General features: G+C 72.8%; 19 protein-coding genes. 11 read left to right on the forward strand and 8 right to left on the reverse strand.

What is annotated here, in order from left to right; genetic code table 11:
- A partial coding sequence (locus ACXJKF_RS21490; RefSeq protein WP_456789781.1) for a carbohydrate ABC transporter permease occupies window positions 1–859 on the forward strand: 859 nt, incomplete at its 5' end.
- Between the two features lie 15 nt (window positions 860–874).
- The gene (locus tag ACXJKF_RS21495) at window positions 875–1,738 is read left to right on the forward strand and encodes an EamA family transporter (protein ID WP_456789782.1); all 864 of its coding nucleotides are present in this window, start codon (window positions 875–877) and stop codon (window positions 1,736–1,738) included.
- A 9-nt stretch (window positions 1,739–1,747) separates the two neighbouring features.
- Here the strand turns inward: ACXJKF_RS21495 and ACXJKF_RS21500 are convergent, their stop codons facing one another.
- A complete protein-coding gene (locus tag ACXJKF_RS21500) occupies window positions 1,748–2,350 on the reverse strand; it encodes a bacterial proteasome activator family protein (RefSeq protein WP_456789783.1) in 603 nt (200 codons plus the stop codon).
- Between the two features lie 66 nt (window positions 2,351–2,416).
- On the opposite strand from ACXJKF_RS21500, the gene ACXJKF_RS21505 reads away from it, so the two are divergent.
- Entirely contained in the window at window positions 2,417–3,646 is a 1,230-nt protein-coding gene (locus ACXJKF_RS21505) for an AGE family epimerase/isomerase (RefSeq protein WP_456789784.1), read from the forward strand.
- 133 nt (window positions 3,647–3,779) lie between these two features.
- Here the strand turns inward: ACXJKF_RS21505 and ACXJKF_RS21510 are convergent, their stop codons facing one another.
- On the reverse strand, window positions 3,780–4,760 hold the full coding sequence (locus ACXJKF_RS21510; protein ID WP_456789785.1) for an NAD(P)H-quinone oxidoreductase: 981 nt from the start codon (window positions 4,758–4,760) through the stop codon (window positions 3,780–3,782).
- A gap of 273 nt (window positions 4,761–5,033) precedes the next feature.
- Here ACXJKF_RS21510 and ACXJKF_RS21515 point away from each other — a divergent pair, with 273 nt between their 5' ends.
- The 6 genes from ACXJKF_RS21515 (at window position 5,034) to ACXJKF_RS21540 (ending at window position 13,338) form a co-directional block, all read left to right on the forward strand.
- Window positions 5,034–9,668: a nitrate- and nitrite sensing domain-containing protein gene (locus ACXJKF_RS21515; protein ID WP_456789786.1), complete on the forward strand. Its 4,635-nt coding sequence runs from the start codon at window positions 5,034–5,036 to the stop codon at window positions 9,666–9,668.
- Between the two features lie 85 nt (window positions 9,669–9,753).
- Window positions 9,754–10,203 carry a roadblock/LC7 domain-containing protein gene (locus ACXJKF_RS21520; RefSeq protein WP_055916474.1) on the forward strand — a complete coding sequence of 150 codons (450 nt, stop codon included), beginning with the start codon at window positions 9,754–9,756 and terminating at the stop codon, window positions 10,201–10,203.
- A 20-nt stretch (window positions 10,204–10,223) separates the two neighbouring features.
- Window positions 10,224–10,601, forward strand: coding sequence for a DUF742 domain-containing protein (locus ACXJKF_RS21525; RefSeq protein WP_055916477.1), 378 nt, complete (start codon window positions 10,224–10,226; stop codon window positions 10,599–10,601).
- Window positions 10,582–11,193 carry a GTP-binding protein gene (locus ACXJKF_RS21530; protein ID WP_456789787.1) on the forward strand — a complete coding sequence of 204 codons (612 nt, stop codon included), beginning with the start codon at window positions 10,582–10,584 and terminating at the stop codon, window positions 11,191–11,193. The genes ACXJKF_RS21525 and ACXJKF_RS21530 overlap by 20 nt, the downstream gene beginning before the upstream one ends.
- 170 nt (window positions 11,194–11,363) lie before the next feature.
- Complete coding sequence (locus ACXJKF_RS21535; protein ID WP_456789788.1) at window positions 11,364–11,801, forward strand: hypothetical protein; 438 nt, start codon at window positions 11,364–11,366, stop codon at window positions 11,799–11,801.
- Window positions 11,802–11,847: 46 nt separating this feature from the next.
- A complete protein-coding gene (locus ACXJKF_RS21540; protein WP_456789789.1) occupies window positions 11,848–13,338 on the forward strand; it encodes a DUF2252 domain-containing protein in 1,491 nt (496 codons plus the stop codon).
- 7 nt (window positions 13,339–13,345) lie between these two features.
- On the opposite strand, the gene ACXJKF_RS21545 is transcribed toward ACXJKF_RS21540, so the two are convergent.
- From ACXJKF_RS21545 to ACXJKF_RS21565, 5 genes are read right to left on the reverse strand one after another with little or no spacing between them, the layout of a single operon-like run.
- Window positions 13,346–14,062 (reverse strand): copper homeostasis protein CutC, encoded by a 717-nt coding sequence (locus ACXJKF_RS21545; RefSeq protein ID WP_456789790.1) that lies wholly within the window; start codon window positions 14,060–14,062, stop codon window positions 13,346–13,348.
- Window positions 14,059–14,514: a PTS sugar transporter subunit IIA gene (locus ACXJKF_RS21550; protein WP_456789791.1), complete on the reverse strand. Its 456-nt coding sequence runs from the start codon at window positions 14,512–14,514 to the stop codon at window positions 14,059–14,061. Before ACXJKF_RS21550 ends, ACXJKF_RS21545 begins: the two co-directional genes overlap by 4 nt.
- Window positions 14,514–14,744 carry a PTS transporter subunit EIIB gene (locus tag ACXJKF_RS21555; RefSeq protein ID WP_456789792.1) on the reverse strand — a complete coding sequence of 77 codons (231 nt, stop codon included), beginning with the start codon at window positions 14,742–14,744 and terminating at the stop codon, window positions 14,514–14,516. The genes ACXJKF_RS21550 and ACXJKF_RS21555 overlap by 1 nt, the downstream gene beginning before the upstream one ends.
- Before the next feature lie 10 nt (window positions 14,745–14,754).
- Window positions 14,755–15,000 carry a glucose PTS transporter subunit EIIB gene (locus ACXJKF_RS21560; RefSeq protein WP_056589159.1) on the reverse strand — a complete coding sequence of 82 codons (246 nt, stop codon included), beginning with the start codon at window positions 14,998–15,000 and terminating at the stop codon, window positions 14,755–14,757.
- Window positions 14,997–15,776 (reverse strand): GntR family transcriptional regulator, encoded by a 780-nt coding sequence (locus ACXJKF_RS21565; protein WP_456789793.1) that lies wholly within the window; start codon window positions 15,774–15,776, stop codon window positions 14,997–14,999. Before ACXJKF_RS21565 ends, ACXJKF_RS21560 begins: the two co-directional genes overlap by 4 nt.
- A gap of 168 nt (window positions 15,777–15,944) precedes the next feature.
- Here ACXJKF_RS21565 and ACXJKF_RS21570 point away from each other — a divergent pair, with 168 nt between their 5' ends.
- Window positions 15,945–17,264: a PTS transporter subunit EIIC gene (locus tag ACXJKF_RS21570; RefSeq protein WP_456789794.1), complete on the forward strand. Its 1,320-nt coding sequence runs from the start codon at window positions 15,945–15,947 to the stop codon at window positions 17,262–17,264.
- Window positions 17,261–18,958 (forward strand): phosphoenolpyruvate--protein phosphotransferase, encoded by a 1,698-nt coding sequence (ptsP, locus tag ACXJKF_RS21575; protein WP_456789795.1) that lies wholly within the window; start codon window positions 17,261–17,263, stop codon window positions 18,956–18,958. The genes ACXJKF_RS21570 and ptsP overlap by 4 nt, the downstream gene beginning before the upstream one ends.
- A 24-nt stretch (window positions 18,959–18,982) precedes the next feature.
- Here ptsP and ACXJKF_RS21580 read toward each other — a convergent pair.
- Window positions 18,983–19,167: hypothetical protein (locus tag ACXJKF_RS21580; protein WP_456789796.1), on the reverse strand; the 185-nt coding region annotated here is incomplete at its 5' end.

Below are 19,167 nucleotides of genomic sequence, written 5' to 3' on the forward strand. Positions count from 1 at the left end.
CGCCCGCGCAGGTCGCGCCGTGAAGAAGCTCAGCTCGCCGTGGACGTCCCTGGTCGCGATCCTCATCGCGATCGTCTGGACCGTCCCCACGTTCGGTCTGCTGGTMACGTCCTTCCGACCGAAGTCCGAGATCCGGACGTCGGGCTGGTGGACCCTGCCCTGGAACCCGGGCCTGACCCTGGACAACTACCAGGAGGCCCTCTTCGGGTCGTCGACGAGCCTGATCACGTACTTCGTGAACTCCGTCGTCATCACGCTGCCCGCGGTGATCATCCCGATCTCGCTGGCGCTGCTGGCGGCGTACGCGCTGGCGTGGGTGGACTTCAAGGGCCGCGCGATCCTGTTCGTCGCGATCTTCGCGCTCCAGGTGGTGCCCATCCAGGTCACCCTCATCCCGCTGCTGTCGCAGTACGTGAGCTGGGGCATCGCGGGGTCGTTCTGGGTGATCTGGCTGTCGCACTCGATCTTCGCGCTGCCGCTGGCCATCTACATCCTGCACAACTTCATGAAGGACATCCCGCCGTCGCTGGTCGAGGCCGCGCGGATGGACGGCGCCGGGCACGTGAAGATCTTCTTCCAGGTGCTCATGCCGCTGCTCACCCCCGCGATCGCGTCCTTCGCGATCTTCCAGTTCCTGTGGGTGTGGAACGACCTGCTGGTGGCTCTCACGTTCGCCGGCGGGTCCACGGACGTCGCCCCGCTGACGGTGCGGGTGGCGGAGCTGAGCGGGACGCGCGGGTCGCAGTGGCAGCTCCTGTCCGCGGGTGCGTTCGTCGCCMTCGTCGTGCCCCTGGTCGTGTTCCTGTCGCTCCAGCGGTACTTCGTGCGCGGCCTGATGGCGGGGTCGGTCAAGGGGTAGCCCTAGCCTGAGGCGGTGCCCGCACCTCTCCTCTTCGTCGTCTCCGGACTGACGCAGTACCTCGGTGCGGCGCTCGCCGTCGGGATCTTCGGCACCATCGCGGCAGCCTCCGTGGCGTGGCTGCGCATCGCGGTCTCGGCGGTCGTGCTCGTCGTCTGGCAGCGCCCGTGGCGGTCCCGGTGGCACCTGCCGGACCTGCGCGTCGCGGTCGTGTTCGGTGTGGTGCTGGCGCTGATGAACGTGGCGTTCTACATCGCCATCGACCACCTGCCGCTCGGCACCGCCGTCGCGATCGAGTTCCTCGGACCGGTGGCGGTCGCGGCCGTGACCGGGCGCGGCTGGCGCGACCGGGTGGGCATCGGCGTCGCCGCCGTCGGGGTCGTGCTCCTGGCCGGGGTGAGCCTGGAGACCGGGCCCGACGCGGTGGTCGGGCTCGTGGCGATCCTCGTCTCCGCGGCGTGCTGGGCGGCCTACATCCTGCTCGGCCGGCGCGTGGCGCACGCGGCGAACGGCGGGATCACCGGGCTGTCCGTCGCGATGGCGGCCGGCGCGGTCGTGTTCGCACCGTTCCTGATCGCTGGCGCGGCACCCGTGCTGCACGACGCCCGGCTCGCGGCGCTCGTCGTCGCGATCGCCGTGTGCTCGTCGGTGGTCCCGTACGCGCTCGAGCAGGTCGTGCTGCGGCGGGTGCGGGCGGCGACCTTCGCGGTGCTGCTCGCGATGCTCCCGGCGACCGCCGCGGTGGTCGGTGCCGTGGTCCTCCAGCAGGTGCCGCACGGACTCGAGATCGTCGGCCTGCTGCTCGTCTCCGCCGCCATCGTGCTCACCGGCCTCGACCGCGAGGAACCACCGACGACCGAGGCGCCGCCGCCCGCGTAGCGGGTGGGTCTAGAGGTACTGCCCGGTGGACGGGTCGGCGCCGTCCGCGCGCGGGGCCTGGACACCCGGGCCACCCTGCATCGGCCCGGCTGGCAGCTGCCGGCGCATCCCGGCCAGCTGGCCCTGCGCCGCCACCTGCTGGGCCACCAGCGCGGTCTGGATCCCGTGGAACAGCCCCTCCAGCCAACCGACCAGCTGCGCCTGCGCGATCCGGAGCTCGGCGTCGGACGGCGCCTGGTCCTCGACGAACGGCAGCGTGATCCGGTGCAGCTCCGCGACGAGCTCCGGCGACAGGCCCTCCTCGAGCTCGGCCAGGGACCGCTCGTGGATCTCCGCCAGCCGGGCGCGCGCCGCGTCGTCGAGGGGTGCGCTGCGGACCTCGTCGAGGAGCTGCTTGATCATCGTGCCGATGCGCATGACCTTCGCGGGCTGGCCGACGAGCGAGGTGATGTCCTCGGGCTCGTCGTCGTCGGGCACGGGGTCGAGCACCTCCACGCGCGGCTTGTCGTCGGTGCGTGACGCCGCCCCGTCCTGCGCGTCGGTGCCGGGGTCGAGCACCTCCAGTCGCGGCTCGTCGGCGGTCGGGGCGTCCTGCGCGGCGTTGTCGGTCACCCGGGCATTCTCACCGACGGAGGTGCCCCGCGCAGCCCCTCCCGTCGGCTGGCTAGGGTGTGCGCCATGGCCTGGCTCACCACACCTGCGCACGCCCGCTGGCTCGAGGACGAGACGGACCGGCTCCTCGAGTTCGGCCGCGCCTCGGTGGTCCCCGGAGGCTTCGCGCGCCAGGACGAGGCGGGGGCCGCGGTCGACGGACCGCTGGAGCTCTGGATCGCGTGCCGGATGACGCACGTCTACTCGATCGGCCACCTGCTGGGCCGCCCGGGCTCCGCCGCCCTCGTCGACCACGGCGTCGCCGCGCTCACGGGTGCCTTCCACGACGCCGAGCACGGCGGCTGGTTCGCCGAGGTCGAGCGCGACGGCACCCCGCGGGACACCGACAAGGCCGCGTACCCGCACGCGTTCGTCATCCTCGCCGCCTCCAGCGCGACCGCCGCCGGCCGGCCGGGCGCCCGCGCCCTGCTCGACGACGCGCTCGCCGTCTCCGAGCAGCGGTTCTGGGACGACGAGGTCGGCATGGCCGTCGAGCAGTGGGACCGGACCTTCACGACGCTCGACTCCTACCGCGGCGTCAACGCGAACATGCACACCGTCGAGGCGTACCTCGCGGCGGCGGACGTGACGGGAGACCGCGTCTGGCTCGACCGTGCGCTGCGGATCGTCGAGCGCGTCGTGCACGGCTGGGCCGCGGGCAACTCGTGGCGCATCCCCGAGCACTTCGACACCTCCTGGGAGCCGGACCTGGAGTACAACGTCGACACCCCGGCGCACCCGTTCCGTCCCTACGGCGCGACCATCGGCCACTGGCTGGAGTGGGCCCGCCTGTCCCTGCACGCCCGCGCCGCGATCACCGCCCGCGGCGACGTCGCACCGGCCTGGATGCTCGAGGACGCGGTCGAGCTGTTCGACGCCTCCGTGCGCGAGGGCTGGGACGTCGACGGCGCCCCCGGGTTCGTGTACACGGTCGACTGGTCCGGCAACCCCGTCGTGCGCGAGCGGATGCACTGGGTGGCCGCCGAGGGCGTCGCCGCCGCGGCCGCGCTGCACGCCGCGACGGGCGAGGCCCGGTTCGACGACGCCTACACGCAGTGGTGGGAGTACATCGGCGCGCACCACCTGGACCGGGTCGGCGGGTCGTGGTGGCACGAGCTCGGCACCGACAACCAGGTGTCACGCACGGTCTGGGCCGGCAAGGCCGACCTCTACCACGCGGTCCAGGCGACGCTCATCCCGCGCCTGCCGCTGACCCCGGTGATCGCCCCGGCCCTGGCCGCCGGCCTCCTGGACTGACCCCGCCCCGTCGCGGACGTCCGAGGAAGTGGCTGCTGGGACGACCACATCCTCGGACGCAGCGGTGAGTCCCGCGTTACGTCCGAGGAAGTGGCTGCCCCGGCGACCAGATCCTCGGACGTTCGCGTAGGGATCAGGGGATCAGGAGGACCTTGCCGAAGGCCTCGCCCGACTCCAGGAGGCGGTGCGCGGCGGCGGCCTGGTCGAAGCCGAGGCGGGCGTGCACCACCGGGCGCACCCACCGGTCCTCGACGAACGGCCACGCGTGCCGACGGACGCCGTCCATGATCGCGACCTTCTGCTCGAGCGGTCGCGACCGCAGCATGGTGCCCAGGACGCTCGCCCGCTTCGCCATCAGTACAGACAGGTCGAGCTCGCCGCGTCGCCCCTGCTGCAGCCCGATGACCACGAGGCGACCGTCGTCGGCGAGCATCGCCAGGTTGTCCGCCAGCCCGCCGCCGCCCAGGACGTCGAGAACGACGTCGGCCCCCCGTCCGCCCGTCGCCTCCCGCAGCCGGTCCACGAGGTCGGGCTCCCGGTGGTCGAGCGCCACGTCGGCGCCGAGCGCGAGGACGCGGGCCGTGCGCTCCGGGCCGCCGGCGGTCGCCAGGACGCGGGTGCCCAGCGCGCGGGCMAGCTGGACCGCGACCGTGCCGACCCCGCCCGACCCGCCCCGGACGAGGAGGCTCTCCCCGGGCGCGAGCCGCGCGGCGCGCAGGTTCGACCAGACCGTCGCCAGCGCCTCGGGCAGCGAGGCGGCGTCGACGGTCGAGAGGTCGTCCGGCAGGCGCAGCGCGAGCTCGGCCGGGACGGCGACGAGCTCCGCGTAGCCGCCGCCCGCGAGCAGCGCCGCGACCCGGTCACCGGGCTGGGGGTCGTCGTCGCCCAGCGCGTGCCCGCGCGCGACGACCGTGCCCGAGACCTCKAGGCCGGGCCACGGGGGAGCGTCCGCCGGCGGAGGGTAGTGGCCGGTGCGCTGGAGCAGGTCCGCCCTGTTGACGCCGGCGGCCGCGACCCTCACGATCAGGTCGCGCGGTCCCGCCACGGGGTCCGGAACGTCCTGCACGGCGAGGACGTCCGGATTGCCCGGCTCTGTGATGACGACCGCTCGCACGTCCGCACAGTAGCCCGGGCAGGCTCGTCGGCCCCTCTGCTAGCACACGACACCCGAACGGGGTGTGAGGTCGCCGTATCCCAGGGGGTGAGGTCCATGGCAAACTCTGCCGCGGGCTAATGGTCTGACGTCCAACAGCCGATGAACGCCAACGGGACACCTCATCGGTCAACTGACCGGAGTGCACGACCGGTACGACATGGTGGCAACACCCGTTGCCGGAACACGGAAGGGAACGACATGCTGCGACGGCTCGGCATCCGCGCCAAAGTGATGGCTGTCCTTGCCGTCCCCATGATCGTGCTGCTCGCAGCCGGTGGATTCATCTCCTGGAACGCTATCCAGGAGCTGCGGTACGCCAAGGCCGCCGACAGCGTGATCACGACGCTGCAGGCGTACACCCCCGTGTCGAGCTCGCTGCAGAAGGAGCGCATGCTCTCGCTGAACGGCGGCTCCGCGGAGGACATCGCGGCGGCCCGGGCAGAGACCGACGCCGCGCTCAACGCGGTCCGGCCCATCACGGCCAACCTCGACCTCAGCCAGTTCCCCCAGCCGGTCGTCGACCGGTTCGTCGAGGTGCAGCTGGCGCACAACACGATGCTTCCCGCCGTCCGGACGAGCGTCGACATCAAGTCGCAGCGCGCCCAGATCGTGAACAACTACGCGTCGATCATCGAGGGCCAGCTCAGTCTGATGGAGCAGGTCGCCAACAGCCTCGAGAACCGCGACCTGTCGCAGTACGTCACCGCGTACCGCGAGATCGGCACCACCGCGGACAACCTGGTCGTCGAGATGATCGACGGTATCCAGCTGCTCAGCACCCGTGCGCMGGCCCCCGCCTCGGTCCGCCAGTACGACACGCAGACCGCCGCGACCGAGCTGGCCCGTTCCCGCTCCCACGCCGCCATGGACGCGCTCGGCGTCGAGTCCCTCGTCATGCCGACCAAGGACCCGTCGTCGAACTTCACCCGCATGCGTCTGCCGCTCCAGCAGGGCAACCCCGAGGGCTTCGCGCAGATCGACGTCCCCGCTTACGTCCAGGAGATCCAGCAGCAGCTGGTCAGCCTCGGTGAGCTGAACACGGACGTGCTGGACGAGGCCCACAACGTCGCCTCCGCGGCGGCGAACGAGGCCCAGACCCAGGCGCTCGCCACCATCGGCATCGTCGTCGCGGCCGTCGTGGCCTCCCTCTTCTTCGCCCTCCTCGTCGCCCGAGGCATCGTCGTCCCGCTGCGTCGCCTGACGAAGGCCGCTGCCGACGTCCGCGAGCAGCTGCCGCGACTGGTCGAGCAGGTGGCCATCCCCGGTGAGGGGCCGGAGATCACCCTGGCGCCCATCCCGGTGACGTCCCGTGACGAGGTCGGCCAGCTGGCCGCAGCCTTCAACTCGGTGAACTCGACCACGGTCCAGGTCGCCCAGGAGCAGGCCGCACTGCGTGGCTCCATCGCGGAGATGTTCGTCAACGTCGCCCGCCGCGACCAGGTGCTCCTCAACCGCCAGCTGTCGTTCATCGACTCCCTGGAGCGTGCTGAGGAAGACCCGAGCACCCTGGCGAACCTGTTCCGCCTCGACCACCTCGCCACCCGCATGCGTCGTAACGCGGAGTCCCTCCTCGTGCTCGCCGGCATCGACTCCGGTCGACGTCTGCGCGACGCCATGCCGCTGTCCGACGTCGTCCGCACGGCCTCCTCGGAGATCGAGCAGTACGACCGGGTCGAGCTCGACCTGCAGGTCGACCCCCACATGCACGGCTTCAACGCCCTCGGCGCCGCGCACATGCTCGCCGAGCTCCTCGAGAACGCGACGATCTTCTCCGAGCCGGAGACGCCCGTCACGGTGACCACCGGTGTCTCGGGCCAGTTCGTGGTCGTCCGCATCCTCGACCAGGGCCTGGGCATGAGCGACCAGGAGCTCGAGGCCGCGAACTCGAAGATCGTGTCGACCTCCGCCAGCGACTCCCTGGGCAACCAGCGCCTCGGCCTCTTCGTCGTCGGCCGTATCGCCCAGCGCCTCGGTGCCGACGTGCGGCTGCTCAAGGCCGCGCACGGCACGGGCACCGAGACGATCGTCCGGTTCCCCGCGACGCTGTTCGTGATGACCGAGACCAACCTGTACGGCAACGGGGCGCCCGCCGCCCTGGCCGCACCGCGCAACGACCCGGGCCTGCCGCAGATCGAGGCGCCCGTCGTCGAAGAGGTCGACCTCGCCGCCCTGACGGACGGCCAGACCTCGCTCGGCCTGCCGCACCGCCGCCGTCGTGACGACGGTTCCGACGAGCCCGTCGGTCCCATCCCCGTCACGGAGCTGGCGCAGTCCACCGGCCTGCCGAGCCGCTCGAAGAAGACCTTCGACGAGGACAACCTGGTCCTGCCCGAGGCGCCCGACGGCCACATCGCCCCCGAGATCTCGGCGGCCGGCTCCGACTGGAAGCCCGCGACGGTCGCCCCGCTCAAGGGTGGTCTCCCGAGCCGCAGCCGCGCCTCCACCTCTGCCTGGGCCAAGCCCGAGGAGCCGGCTTCCGCAGCGAGCACCGCCGCCGCCCCGGCACCTGCCCCCGCCGCCCGCGCCGGTCTGTTCTCCGGCTTCCGCGGTCGCACCGAGGCAGCCACCACGGACACCGGCGAGAACCTCGTCGTCCCGGGCCTGGTGTCCGAGGACCAGGAGCGCGCCCAGCTGCCCGCCCAGTCCAACGCCGTCCGCGCCCCGTGGATGTCGAGCGGCGCCCACGCTGCGCCCGCCGAGCCGATGGTCGTGCCGCAGCTCGCGGACGAGGACGACTCGTGGGAGGCGCAGGAGGCCGAGAGCCGCGACGCGCAGAACCTTGCGTCCGCCGCAGCGATCGCCGCCGCGGCCGCCCCCGCGCAGGAGGAGGCCCCCGCCTGGGAGCCGACCCCCGCCTGGGACACCGCGCAGGTCGAGGCACCCGTCGACGAGGCTCCCGCCTGGGAGGCTCCGGCCGTGGCCGAGGCACCCGCCTGGGACGCACCGGTCGCCGAGGCCGTCGCAGCCGAGGTCCCCGTCTGGGAGGCCCCCGCTGCCGAGGTCCCTGCCTGGGAAGCTCCTGTCGCCGAGGCTCCCGTGTGGGAGGCGCCGGTCGCCGAGACGCCCGGCTGGGGAGAGGCTGTCGCTGACGCCCCCGCCTGGGAGGACGCCACCGCCACCGCGCAGAACCCTGTCTGGGACGACTCCGTCGCTGCGGAGACCCCCGCCTGGGAGGCTCCCGCTGCCGAGACCGCCGAGGCTGCCGCCTGGGGCGAGGTCGACGCCGACGAGACCCCCGCGTGGGACGCACCGATCGTCGCCGAGACGCCCACCTGGGAGGCTCCCGCCGCCGMCGCGTCCGCATGGGACCAGTCGGTCGTCGACGACGAGCCCGCCTGGGAGGCGCCGGTCGTCGCCGAGCAGGCTCCTGCCGCCCTGACGTCGCGTTCTGCCGCCCCGGAGGTCGAGGCCGCAGCTCCTGCAGCCGCCGCCCCGGTCGCGCCGGTCGTGCCCGCCCGGACGTTCACGTCCTACAGCGGCTACGCCGGCTGGGGCGCACCTGCCGCCGACGTGCCCTCGCCGTACCAGCCGTCGGAGCGCACGCTCGACGAGGCACGCGCCTGGCACACCGGCGCCATGCCGATCGTCCCGGAGGCTGCTGTCGCACCGGTCGAGGCACCCGTCGAGACCGTCGACGAGCCGGCTCCGACCACCGACGACTCCGCCTGGCCGGCACCCGCCTGGGAGCCGCCGACCTGGCAGTCGCCGGAGTGGGCCGAGCAGTCGGCCGAGGCTGCCGCCGAGGTCKAGCCCGTCGTCGAGCCCGAGCCGGAGCCCGAGCCTGAGCTCGCCGTCGTCGATGGTGTCGCGTTCCGTCGCGTCTACCTCGAGCCCGACGTCGAGGACGAGCCCGACGCCGAGGCCTATGTCGCACCGGCCCCCGAGCCTGTCGTGGAGGAGGCGCCCGTCTGGGCCGCTCCCGTGCAGGAGGCGGCGCCCGCGTGGCCGACCTTCCAGACCTCGCACGAGCACGTCGAGGCGCCGACGCAGGTGTTCACGCCGATCGAGGCCGCTGCAGCCGTGGAGCCGGAGCCGGCTCCCGTCTACCAGGAGGCCCCGGTCGCGTACGCCGCACCCGAGGCTGCCGCCCCGGCGTGGGCCCCGACGGCACCCGCCCAGGCAGCTCCGGTCGCCCAGGCCCCGTTCTCCGAGGTCGTCCAGTCGCAGCCGCAGCCGCAGTCGGACGACGCCAAGGGCCGCCGCAAGTGGGGCCTGTTCGGGCGGAAGAAGGGTGACGACGGCGCGCCGGAGACCTCCGGTCCCGTGCCGGTGCAGGAAGCGCCCGCCCCCGCCAGCCAGGTCGCCCCCGTGCGCACCTCGGCGTGGACGGACGCCCCGGCACCGCAGTCGCCCACCGGCGCCGACTCGTCGCAGTCGTGGATGGCCTCGACCACCTGGTCGGCCCCGGCCGCCCCGGCCCCCGTCGCGCACGCCACGGCCTCGCTCGAGCCCGTGTCGGCAGGTTCGTGGGCCCCGCCCGAGTGGGCCGCACGGCCTGGGAGCAACGCTGCACCGTCGTCGACGGTCCCGCAGCCCGCGCTCCCGCCGTCGGTGGCACCGCGGGTCGGTACGCTCGACGACGAGGTGGCAGCGATGCTCGCCCTCCGTTCGGACATCCAGGAGCAGGCACTCTCCGAGCTCTCCCAGCTGTCGGCCTACCGGCCGGCCGCGACGGGTGGCAACGCGGAGCGCCTCACCAAGCGAGTCCCCACAGCTGTCCCGGCGACGACCGTCACCGAGGACGAAGGGAAGCCCGTGCAGCGTGATGCGGACCAGCTCCGGTCGCGTCTGTCCAGCTTCCAGTCAGGGACCTCTCGTGGCCGTCGTGCCACGGAGGACCCGTCCGGCCAGAACGGCGTGAGCTGATGACTGCCCCAGACCCCACAACCGTCGTCACCACCATGGTGGCGTCTGACCCCGCAGTCATCGACTGCACCAGCAAGGAGGAAGTGTGACCGCGCTCAGCACCGAGGCAGCCAACTTCGGCTGGCTCCTGGACAACTTCGTCCGGACCGTGCCCGGCACTCGCCACACACTCGTGGTGTCTGCGGACGGTCTTCTCATGGCGATGTCCGAGCAGCTCGACCGCACCAGCGGCGACCAGCTCGCGGCCATCGTCTCCGGGATGTCGAGCCTGACCCGTGGCGCAGCCCGCCAGCTTCGTGCGGGGGAGGTGCGTCAGGCGATCATCGAGATGGACAACTTGTTCCTCTTCCTCATGAGCGTCTCGAACGGCTCCGTCCTCGCCGTGGTGGCGGAGTCCAGCTGCGACGTGGGCCTCATCGGCTACGAGATGGCGATGCTCGTCTCCCGTACCGAAGCAACCCTCACCCCGCAGCTCATCTCCGAGATGCGTGGCCAGCTCCCTATCGACGGCGCGACCCGCGCCCCGGTGGCCTGAGGCCACGGGGAGTCTGACCAATGAGCGAGCACATCGAGTACGAGGCCAGAACGGTCCGGCCCTATGCCGTGACCGGTGGCCGCGTGCGCTCGGCGCGCTCCGACCTGCCTCTCGAGGCGCTGGTCGAGGCAATGCCGGGCGCCGTGACGAGCCAGGGTCTGCCGCCTGAGAAGCGGGCGATCCTCCAGCACGCCGCGTCGAACTACATCTCGGTCGCCGAGCTTTCTGCTCTGCTCCACCTGCCGCTCGGCGTGATCCGGATCCTCGTGTCCGACCTCGCCGACCAGCAGTACGTGCGCGTGCACACCTCACAGCCGGTCGAGGTCAACACCGGTGAATCGCCTGCCCTGTCCCTCAGCGTGCTGGAGAGTGTTCTCAATGGCATTTCCGCCCTCTGACGCCGCTGTGGCCGCTCCGGCGGGCACGGCAGGAAGCGTCGCACCCACAGTCGTCAAGATCGTCGTCGCCGGCGGGTTCGCCGTCGGCAAGACGACCTTCATCGGCTCCATCTCGGACATCGAGCCCCTCAACACCGAGGCCGCGATGACCRAGCACTCGGTCGGCGTCGACGACGCCGGCGGTGTCTCCGACCGCAAGACGACCACCACGGTGGCGATGGACTTCGGTCGCATCGCGCTCCCCGGGTCGCTCTGGCTCTACCTGTTCGGTACCCCTGGCCAGGACCGGTTCCTGTTCATGTGGGACGACCTGGTCCGCGGTGCCATCGGCGCCGTCGTCCTGGTCGACACCGACCGGCTCGACCAGTGCTTCCCGGCCGTGGACTACTTCGAGAGCCGTGGCATCCCGTTCGTCGTGGGTGTCAACTGCTTCGACGGCGTCGCCAAGCACCAGCTGGACGACGTCCGCGAGGCTCTGGCCATCCCGGCGCACGTGCCGGTGCTCTACACGGACGCGCGTTCGCGGGCGGCCACCAAGCAGGCTCTGATCTCCCTCGTGCAGCTCGCGATGGAGCGTCTGCGCAGCCGGTGACCCTCGAGGTCTCACCCGACCGCGGCCGACCCCTGCAGGGGGGTCGGCCGCCGTCGTCGGTGTCCGTCGTGAGCCATCATGGTGAGATGCCCGTCCCGCCGGCTGTCCCGCGTGGTTCAGGCGGCGTGCTGCCTCAGCCGCGCCCCGCCGGCGACGACGCTGTGCGGCCCGTGGCACCGCCTCGTGCGGTCACTCGGGTCTACGCCGACGGTTCGGCGCTGTCGCGGTACCTCGTGGGCGCGCCGTGCCGCGACCAGTGGCTCGCGTGGACCGCCGAGCACGAGTCGCAGCTGGTGACGACCCCGCTCGGTCTGACGGAGCTGCGTCGCGTCGCCCAGCCTCGCGGGGTGGAGGCGACGGGCGTCGCGCACGACGTCGAGGAGCGGCTCGAGGTCATCCGGTTCTCGGACCAGACGCTCAAGGCCGCCACGAAGGTGTCGGGCGTCCTCCCGCCGTTCGTCGCGCTGCACATCGGCGCCGCCCTCGCGCACCCGGACATCACCAGCGTCGCGACGTACGACGTCCAGCTGGCGCAGGTGTCGGCGCTGCACGGGCTCACGGTGGTGTCGCCGGGGTGGCCTTCGCGCTGGTGGGAGCGGGAAGGCTAGCTCTGGCACCCTTCCGCGGCGGGCTCGACGAGCCTAGGTTCAGGGGATGACGGATGACGGCGGTACACGGGCCTCGACGGTGCTGGATCCCGGAGCTGTCGGCCCCGCTCCGCCGTTGACGCCGACGCGGCGACGAGCCCCGAACCAGGTGCACCTGCTGAGCCGCAACGAGCGTGAGGCCCGGGGGGCGGCCGCGCGCGTGCTGCTCCCGCGCGAGAGCCTCGCGGACGTCGGCACGACGACGAAGCGCCCCGACCCGGTCGACCTGCTGGTGTCCCAGGGGCTGTCCCGGGTGCCCGAGCTGCTGCCGCTGCGGTACGGGCGCATGTCGTCATCGGCGTTCGCGTTCTATCGCGGCGYGGCGCTGATCATGGCGTCCGACCTGGCGTCGACCCCGGACTCCGGCCTCGACGTCCAGCTGTGCGGTGACGCGCACATGTCGAACTTCGGCCTGTACGGCACGCCCGAGCGCCGGATGCTCTTCGACCTCAACGACTTCGACGAGACCCTCCCAGGCCCGTTCGAGTGGGACGTGAAGCGGCTGCTGGCGAGCGTCGAGATCGCCGCGCGCAGCATCGGCGCGGGGGACAAGGAACGTCGCAAGATCCTCCTGGACGTCGCGAAGGCCTACCGGACCGCGATCCGGGAGTTCGCGGCGCGGCCGAACATCGACGTCTGGTACGCGCGGCTGGACGTCGACGACTTCCTGCGCGACCACGGCGGGTCGTTGGGCAAGGCGCAGTCGAAGACGACGCAGTCGGCCGTGAAGAAGGCGCGCAGCCGGGACCACCTACGGTCGGTGGAGAAGCTGACGGAGGTGGTGGACGGGCGTCGGCGGTTCGTGTCCGACCCGCCTCTCGTCACGGCCCTGGACGACCTTCTGGGCGACCAGGCGCCCGCCTTTCGCGCGGCGCTCGGCGACCTGGTGCACGCGTACCAGGCGACCCTCCAGCCCGATCGTCGGCACCTCGTGGGTCAGTACCGGCTCGTCGACATGGCCCGCAAGGTCGTCGGGGTCGGCAGCGTCGGGACGCGGGCGTGGATCCTGCTGCTMGAGGGAGCCGACGACGGCGACCACCTGATCCTGCAGGCCAAGGAGGCCCAGGCCTCGGTGCTCGAGCAGTTCCTCGGGGCCAGCGAGTACACGCAGTCCGGGCAGCGGGTGGTCGAGGGGCAGCGGCTCATGCAGGCGGCGAGCGACGCGATGCTCGGCTGGCAGCGGACGCGGGGGATCGACGGGGTCGAGCGTGACTTCTACATCCGTCAGCTGCGCGACTGGAAGGGCTCGGCGGTCATCGAGGAGATGCGTCCCGAGGGCTTCAGCCGGTACGGCGGGCTGTGCGCGTGGACCCTGGCCCGTGCCCACGCACGGTCGGGCGACCGGGTGGCCATCGCGGCRTACCTCGGGGGGTCGAAGGCGGCCGACGAGGCGTTCGCCACCTACGCCGCGACGTACGCCGACCGGAACGAGTCCGACCACGCGTCGCTCGTGGGGGCCATCGGCTCCGGCCGGCTCGCGGCGGTGCACGGGGTGTGACGAGGGTTCAGTGCCGGCCCAGGGCCGCGGCGGCTGCTGACACGAGCGCGGGGTCCGTCGTCGTGTAGCCGGACGCGCCCCCGCCGGGGCCGCCGGACTCGTCGACGTGCCGGCTGGCGGACAGGTGCACGGCGTCGACCCCGGTGCCGATGAGCGCGGGGATGTCCGCGGGCTTCACGCCGCCGCCGGCCATGACCTGCAGGCGCCCGCGGGCGAGCTGGACGGTGGTGGTCAGCCGCTCGACGCCGTCGATGCTGGTCGCGGCCCCGCCGGAGGTGAGCACCCGGAGGACCCCCAGCCCGACGAGGTCCTCGATCGCAGAGGCGAGGTCCGGCACCACGTCGAGCGCTCGGTGGAACGTGACCTCGCGCCCGTCCGCGGCCTCGACCAGCCGCGCGACCGTGGTCCGGTCGACCGTCCCGGTCGGGGTGAGTGCCCCGACGACCACACCGGCCGCGCCCGAGCGGACCGCGGCGCGGACGTCCCTGACCTGCACGTCGACCTCGTCCTCGGAGTACACGAACGACCCGGCGCGCGGCCGGACCAGCACGTGCACACCGACGTGCGACGGGAGCGCCGCGACGACGGCGTCGAGGAGCCCGATGCTCGGCGTCAGGCCGCCGGTGGCGGCCAGCGCGGCGCACAGCTCGAGCCGGTCGGCTCCGAGGTCCGCGGCCAGGACAGCACCGGCGACGTCCTGGACGGCGATCTCGAGAAGGGTCATGCCCACGACAGGAGCGGTTCGCCGGCCGCGACGGTGTCGCCCGGGCGTGCCAGCCGCGTGAGCGCGTCGGGGCCCGCTTCGAGACCCACGACCGGGCAGACCGGGGAACGCCCGCCCAGGGCGGTCGGGTCCCAGCTCACGATGACCTGCCCCGCGGTGACGACCGCTCCCTCGGCTGCGTGCAGCGTGAAGCCGGTGCCGCCGAGCTCGACCGTGTCGATGCCGAGGTGCACGAGGACGGCCCGGCCGTCGTCGTGCTGCACCACGAACGCGTGCGGGTGGAGCTTGACGATGGTGCCGCCGATGGGGGAGATGACCTCCGAGCCGGCGGCGAGCGGCGGGTCCAGCGCGAGACCGGGCCCGACGAGCTCGGCGGAGAACACCGGGTCGGCGACCTCGGACAGGCCCAGGACCTGGCCGCCGACGGGGGACAGGACGGTCAGGGTGGTCATCAGCGCAGGTCCTCGATGTCGGACGCGAGGGTGTCCGCCTCGGGGCCGACGATGACCTGGACGGCCACGCCGGAGCGCACGACGGCGATGGCGCCCGCCCTCTTGAGCCCGGGCTCGTCGACGAGCGACGGGTCCTCCACCTCGACCCGCAGCCGCGTGATGCAGGGTTCGAGGTCGAGGACGTTGGCGTCCCCGCCCAGCGCGGCCAGGATCTGCTCGGCCTTCGTCATGTCCGGCTCCTCACATCAGCTCGTCGAGATCGGTCGCGATGAGGTCGACGTGCGGCCCCACCACCACCTGGACCACACGTCCGGAGATCATCACGCCGAACGCGCCCGCGGCACGCAGCCCGGCCGCGTCGACCCGGCTCGCGTCGCGCACCAGCGACCGCAGCCGCGTGGTGCACGGCTCGATCTCGTCGATGTTGTCGACGCCTCCGAGGGCGGCCAGGATCGCGGCCGCCTGGTCTCTGCTCTGCGGCCTCATGGCCGTCCTCCTGGGGTGGGTGCGGTGAGCTCGGTGCGTCGTCGCGGGACAAGGGCGGGTCGCGGGGCGCGCAGGGGCACCCAGACGCTGTAGCGGTCGGCGCGGTAGCAGGCGCGGGAGAACATCGTCGCCATGTCGACGGAGTAGGTCCGGCGCTCGGCGCGCAGCACGACGCGCGCGTCCCCGAGGCCGAGCAGGGACGCCTCGGTGTCGGTGGCCTCGTCGGCGGACAGCGTGTCCTCGCCCCACTCGGGGGCCAGGCCGCGCTCCCGCAGGGCCTCGTACATGCTCGCGGGGGGTCCGTCGTCGAAGAGCGTGGGGGCCAGGGCGACCGGTACCCACGCCTGCTCGATGCAGATGGGGACGCCGTCGGCGCTGCGTACCCGGTACAGGAAGTGCACCTTCTGGCGCGGTTCGAGCTCGAGGGCGGTGGCGACGTCGGGGGTCGCGGCGACGACCTGGGCGGTCAGCACGGTCGTCGCGGGCTCCATGCCGCGTCGGCGCATCTCCTCGCCGAACGTGGTCAGCCGCATCTCGAAGTCCATGCGCTGGGGGGCGACGAACGTGCCGCGCCCCTGCTCGCGCACCAGCACGCCCTCGGTCACCAGCGTGTCGACGGCCTGCCGCACGGTCATCCGGGACAGTCCGAACTGCTGGCTGAGGTGCCGCTCGGACGGGATGGCGTCGCCGACCCGGAGGTCCTGCGCGACGAGGGTGGCCAGGTGGTCGCGCACCGTCAGGTACTTGTGCGCGCTGCCCTGCTCCGACTCGTCCACGCGCGGTCACTCCTTTGTGAGGCGACGGTCGTCGTCGCCTCGACGTGACCCTTGACACATCATGAGGTCTAGACCAGTCTGCTCGCAACTGGTCAGGACCAGACATCGTGACTGTCTGGAACTTTCCCCCCTCAGAAGCATCACAGGACACCCAACGAGGAGTGCTCCATGACCACCGCCACCGCGGACGCCCCGGCGTCCACCGAGAAGCGCGGCTTCCCCGGCCTCGCCCAGCTCCAGCGCATCGGCCGCTCGCTCATGCTGCCGATCGCCTCTCTGCCGGCCGCCGCACTGCTGCTGCGGCTCGGCCAGGACGACATGCTCGGCAAGGACGGCCTCGGCGCGAGCGTCGAGTGGATGCTGCCGGTCGCCTCCGTGCTGGCCGCAGCGGGCGACGCCCTGTTCGCCAACCTCGCCATGCTGTTCGCCGTCGGTGTCGCCGTCGGCTACGCCCGCAAGTCCGACGGCTCGACCGCGCTCGCCGCTCTCATCGGGTACCTCGTGTTCAAGGGCGTCACCACCGCCCTGTCGCCGTACATCCTCGGCCTGCCGTCGGAGGGCAAGCCCCAGGAGCTCATCAACTACGGCGTGCTCGGCGGCATCGTCATGGGCCTCGTCGCCGCCCTGCTCTACCAGAAGTACTACCGGATCAAGCTGCCGCCCTACCTGGCGTTCTTCGGCGGCCGGCGTTTCGTGCCGATCGTGACCGCGGGCGCGGCCATCCTCATCGCGGTCGCCGCCGCCCTGGTCTACCCGGCGTTCGACGCCGGCTTCACGGCGGTCGGCGAGTGGGTCACCGGCTCGGCCATCCTCGGCGGGTTCGTCTACGGGACCGCCAACCGGCTGCTCGTCCCGATCGGCCTGCACCACCTGCTCAACTCGATGCCGTGGTTCCAGTTCGGGGAGTACACCGACGCGAACGGCGAGGTCTGGAACGGCGACATCGCCCGCTTCCTGCACGGTGACCCGACCGCCGGCACGTTCATGACCGGCTTCTTCCCGATCATGATGTTCGCGCTGCCCGCCGCGGCCCTCGCGATCGTCCACACGTCCAAGGCGAAGAACCGCAAGATCATCGCCGGCATCATGGGCTCCGCCGCGCTCGTCTCGTTCGTCACCGGCGTCACGGAGCCGCTCGAGTTCGCGTTCGTGTACGTCGCCTACCCGCTCTACGCCATCCACGCGGTGCTCACCGGCACGTCGCTCGCGCTGGTCAACGCGCTCGGCATCCGCGACGGGTTCGGGTTCTCGGCAGGCGCCATCGACTACGTGCTCAACTTCCGCATCGCGGAGAAGCCGCTGTGGCTCATCGCGATCGGGCTCGGGTACGCGGTCGTCTACTACCTGCTGTTCCGCTGGGTCATCACGAAGTGGCAGCTGCGGACACCGGGCCGCGAGGACGACGACGAGCCGTCGACGGACCAGCMGGCCGAGCCGGCGGGCGTCCCGGCGGACGTGGCCGTCGACGAGAAGGCCTCCGCGCGATGACCTCCGCGGTCGCCGCCGCCCCGCTGACCMTGAGGGGGTTCGGGGTCAGCMCAGGACGTCGGGCAGGAGTCGTGGCGCGCATGCCCGACGCCCCGCCGGCGCCGTCGCCCGAGCCCTCGGCTCCGGGCACGGACCTGGAGGCGGCGGCGACCGCGGTCGACCAGGCGGCCGCGCGGGTCCGTGACGCGCTGGCCCGCGCCGCCGACGGGGCGAGCGGGGAGGCGGCGGACATCCTCGCCGTCACCGCCGCGATGGCGGCAGACCCGTCGCTCGCCGACGAGGCCAGGCGGCGCGTCGTCGAGACGCGGTCCACCCCGGCGCGGGCCGTGTGGGACGCGGCCGAGCTGGTCGCGGAGCAGCTGCGCGCGCTGGGCGGGATGTTCGCCGACCGGGCGCGGGACGTGCAGGACGTGCGGGACCGGATCGTCGCCGAGCTGCTGGGCCTGCGCGCGCCCGGCGTGCCGGACCCCGGGGCTCCGTTCGTGCTGGTGGCGCGGGATCTCGCCCCCGCCGACGCCGCACGGCTGGACCCTGCCCACGTCCTGGCGATCGTCACGGCCGGCGGCGGGCCGACCGCGCACACCGCCATCCTGGCGCGGTCGCTGGGCATCCCGTGCGTCGTCGCGGTGGCCGGGGCGCTGGACATCGCCGACGGGGAGACGGTGCTCGTCGACGGGTCGACCGGCGACGTGGTCCGGCACCCGTCGGCCGAGTCCGTCGAGCGCGCGGCGCACGTCCGGCAGCGCCCGACCGTGCTGGAGCACCCCGGACGCACCGCCGACGGCCACCCGGTGGCGCTGCTGGCCAACGTCGGTGACCCCGCCGGGGCCGTCGCCGCGGCGGACTCCGGGGCAGAGGGCATCGGGCTGTTCCGTACCGAGTTCGGGTTCCTGGGCCGGACCACCCCGCCGGGCATCGCGGAGCAGGTGGCGGCGTACACGCAGGTGTTCGCCGCGTTCCCCGGGCGACGCGTCGTGATCCGCACGCTCGACGCCGGTGCCGACAAGCCGCTGCCCTTCGTGACGGCCGCGGGCGAGCCCAACCCGGCGCTCGGCGTCCGCGGGCTGCGCACCTCCTGGGCGCACCCGGCCGTCCTCGACGACCAGCTCGAGGCGATCGCGCAGGCCGCGGCGGCGTCGTCGGCGGACGTCTGGGTGATGGCGCCGATGGTCGCGACGGCCGACGAGGCCGACGCCTTCGTCGACCGCTGCGCCGCGCACGGCCTGCCGCACGCCGGGATCATGGTCGAGGTCCCCGCGGCCGCGCTCCGGGCCGCCGACCTGCTGGACCGCGCCCGGTTCGCCAGCCTCGGCACCAACGACCTGACGCAGTACGCGATGGCGGCCGACCGTGAGCTCGCCGGCCTGGCACAGCTGTCGACGCCGTGGCAGCCGGCCGTGCTGTCCCTGGTGCAGCTCGCGTGCGCGGGCGGTCTCGCCCGGGACCGCCCCGTGGGGGTCTGCGGCGAGGCCGCGGCCGACCCGGCGCTCGCTCCCGTCCTGGTCGGGCTGGGCGTCGCGTCGCTGTCGATGACGGCGCGGGCGCTCCCCGACGTCGGCGCGGTGCTCGCGTCGGTGACGCTCGACGAGTGCCGCGCGCTCGCGGCCCTGGCGCTCGCGCAGCGCACGGCAGACGAGGCGCGATCCGTGGTCCGCGCCTCGCTGGGTGGCGTGCTGGAGGAGCTGGGTCTCTAGGAGCCGGCCCCTAGGAGCCGGCCTCTAGGTGTACTCGGCCAGGACGTTGGTGACGTGGTTGGCCGTTGACGTGAGGAGAACCTCCGGTTGGGCTGTGGCTTGTCGAAGGCCCACTCCCACCCGGAGGTTCTCGTGCCTCACGCTAACGCCAAGCTCAACCACAACGGCCGCCAACTCCTGATCGATCGCGTTGTGCACCAGGGGCGCCC

It is taken from the genome of Cellulomonas sp. P5_C5 (assembly GCF_054049655.1).

Bases quoted from the DNA above. Each gene is read 5' to 3' on its own strand.
- ACXJKF_RS21505 (WP_456789784.1), top strand. From the start codon at position 2,417: ATGGCCTGGCTCACCACACCTGCGCACGCCCGCTGGCTCGAGGACGAG.
- ACXJKF_RS21525 (WP_055916477.1), top strand. From the start codon at position 10,224: ATGAGCGAGCACATCGAGTACGAGGCCAGAACGGTCCGGCCCTATGCC.
- ACXJKF_RS21545 (WP_456789790.1), bottom strand. From the start codon at position 14,062: ATGACCCTTCTCGAGATCGCCGTCCAGGACGTCGCCGGTGCTGTCCTG.
- ACXJKF_RS21550 (WP_456789791.1), bottom strand. From the start codon at position 14,514: ATGACCACCCTGACCGTCCTGTCCCCCGTCGGCGGCCAGGTCCTGGGC.
- ACXJKF_RS21555 (WP_456789792.1), bottom strand. From the start codon at position 14,744: ATGACGAAGGCCGAGCAGATCCTGGCCGCGCTGGGCGGGGACGCCAAC.
- ACXJKF_RS21560 (WP_056589159.1), bottom strand. From the start codon at position 15,000: ATGAGGCCGCAGAGCAGAGACCAGGCGGCCGCGATCCTGGCCGCCCTC.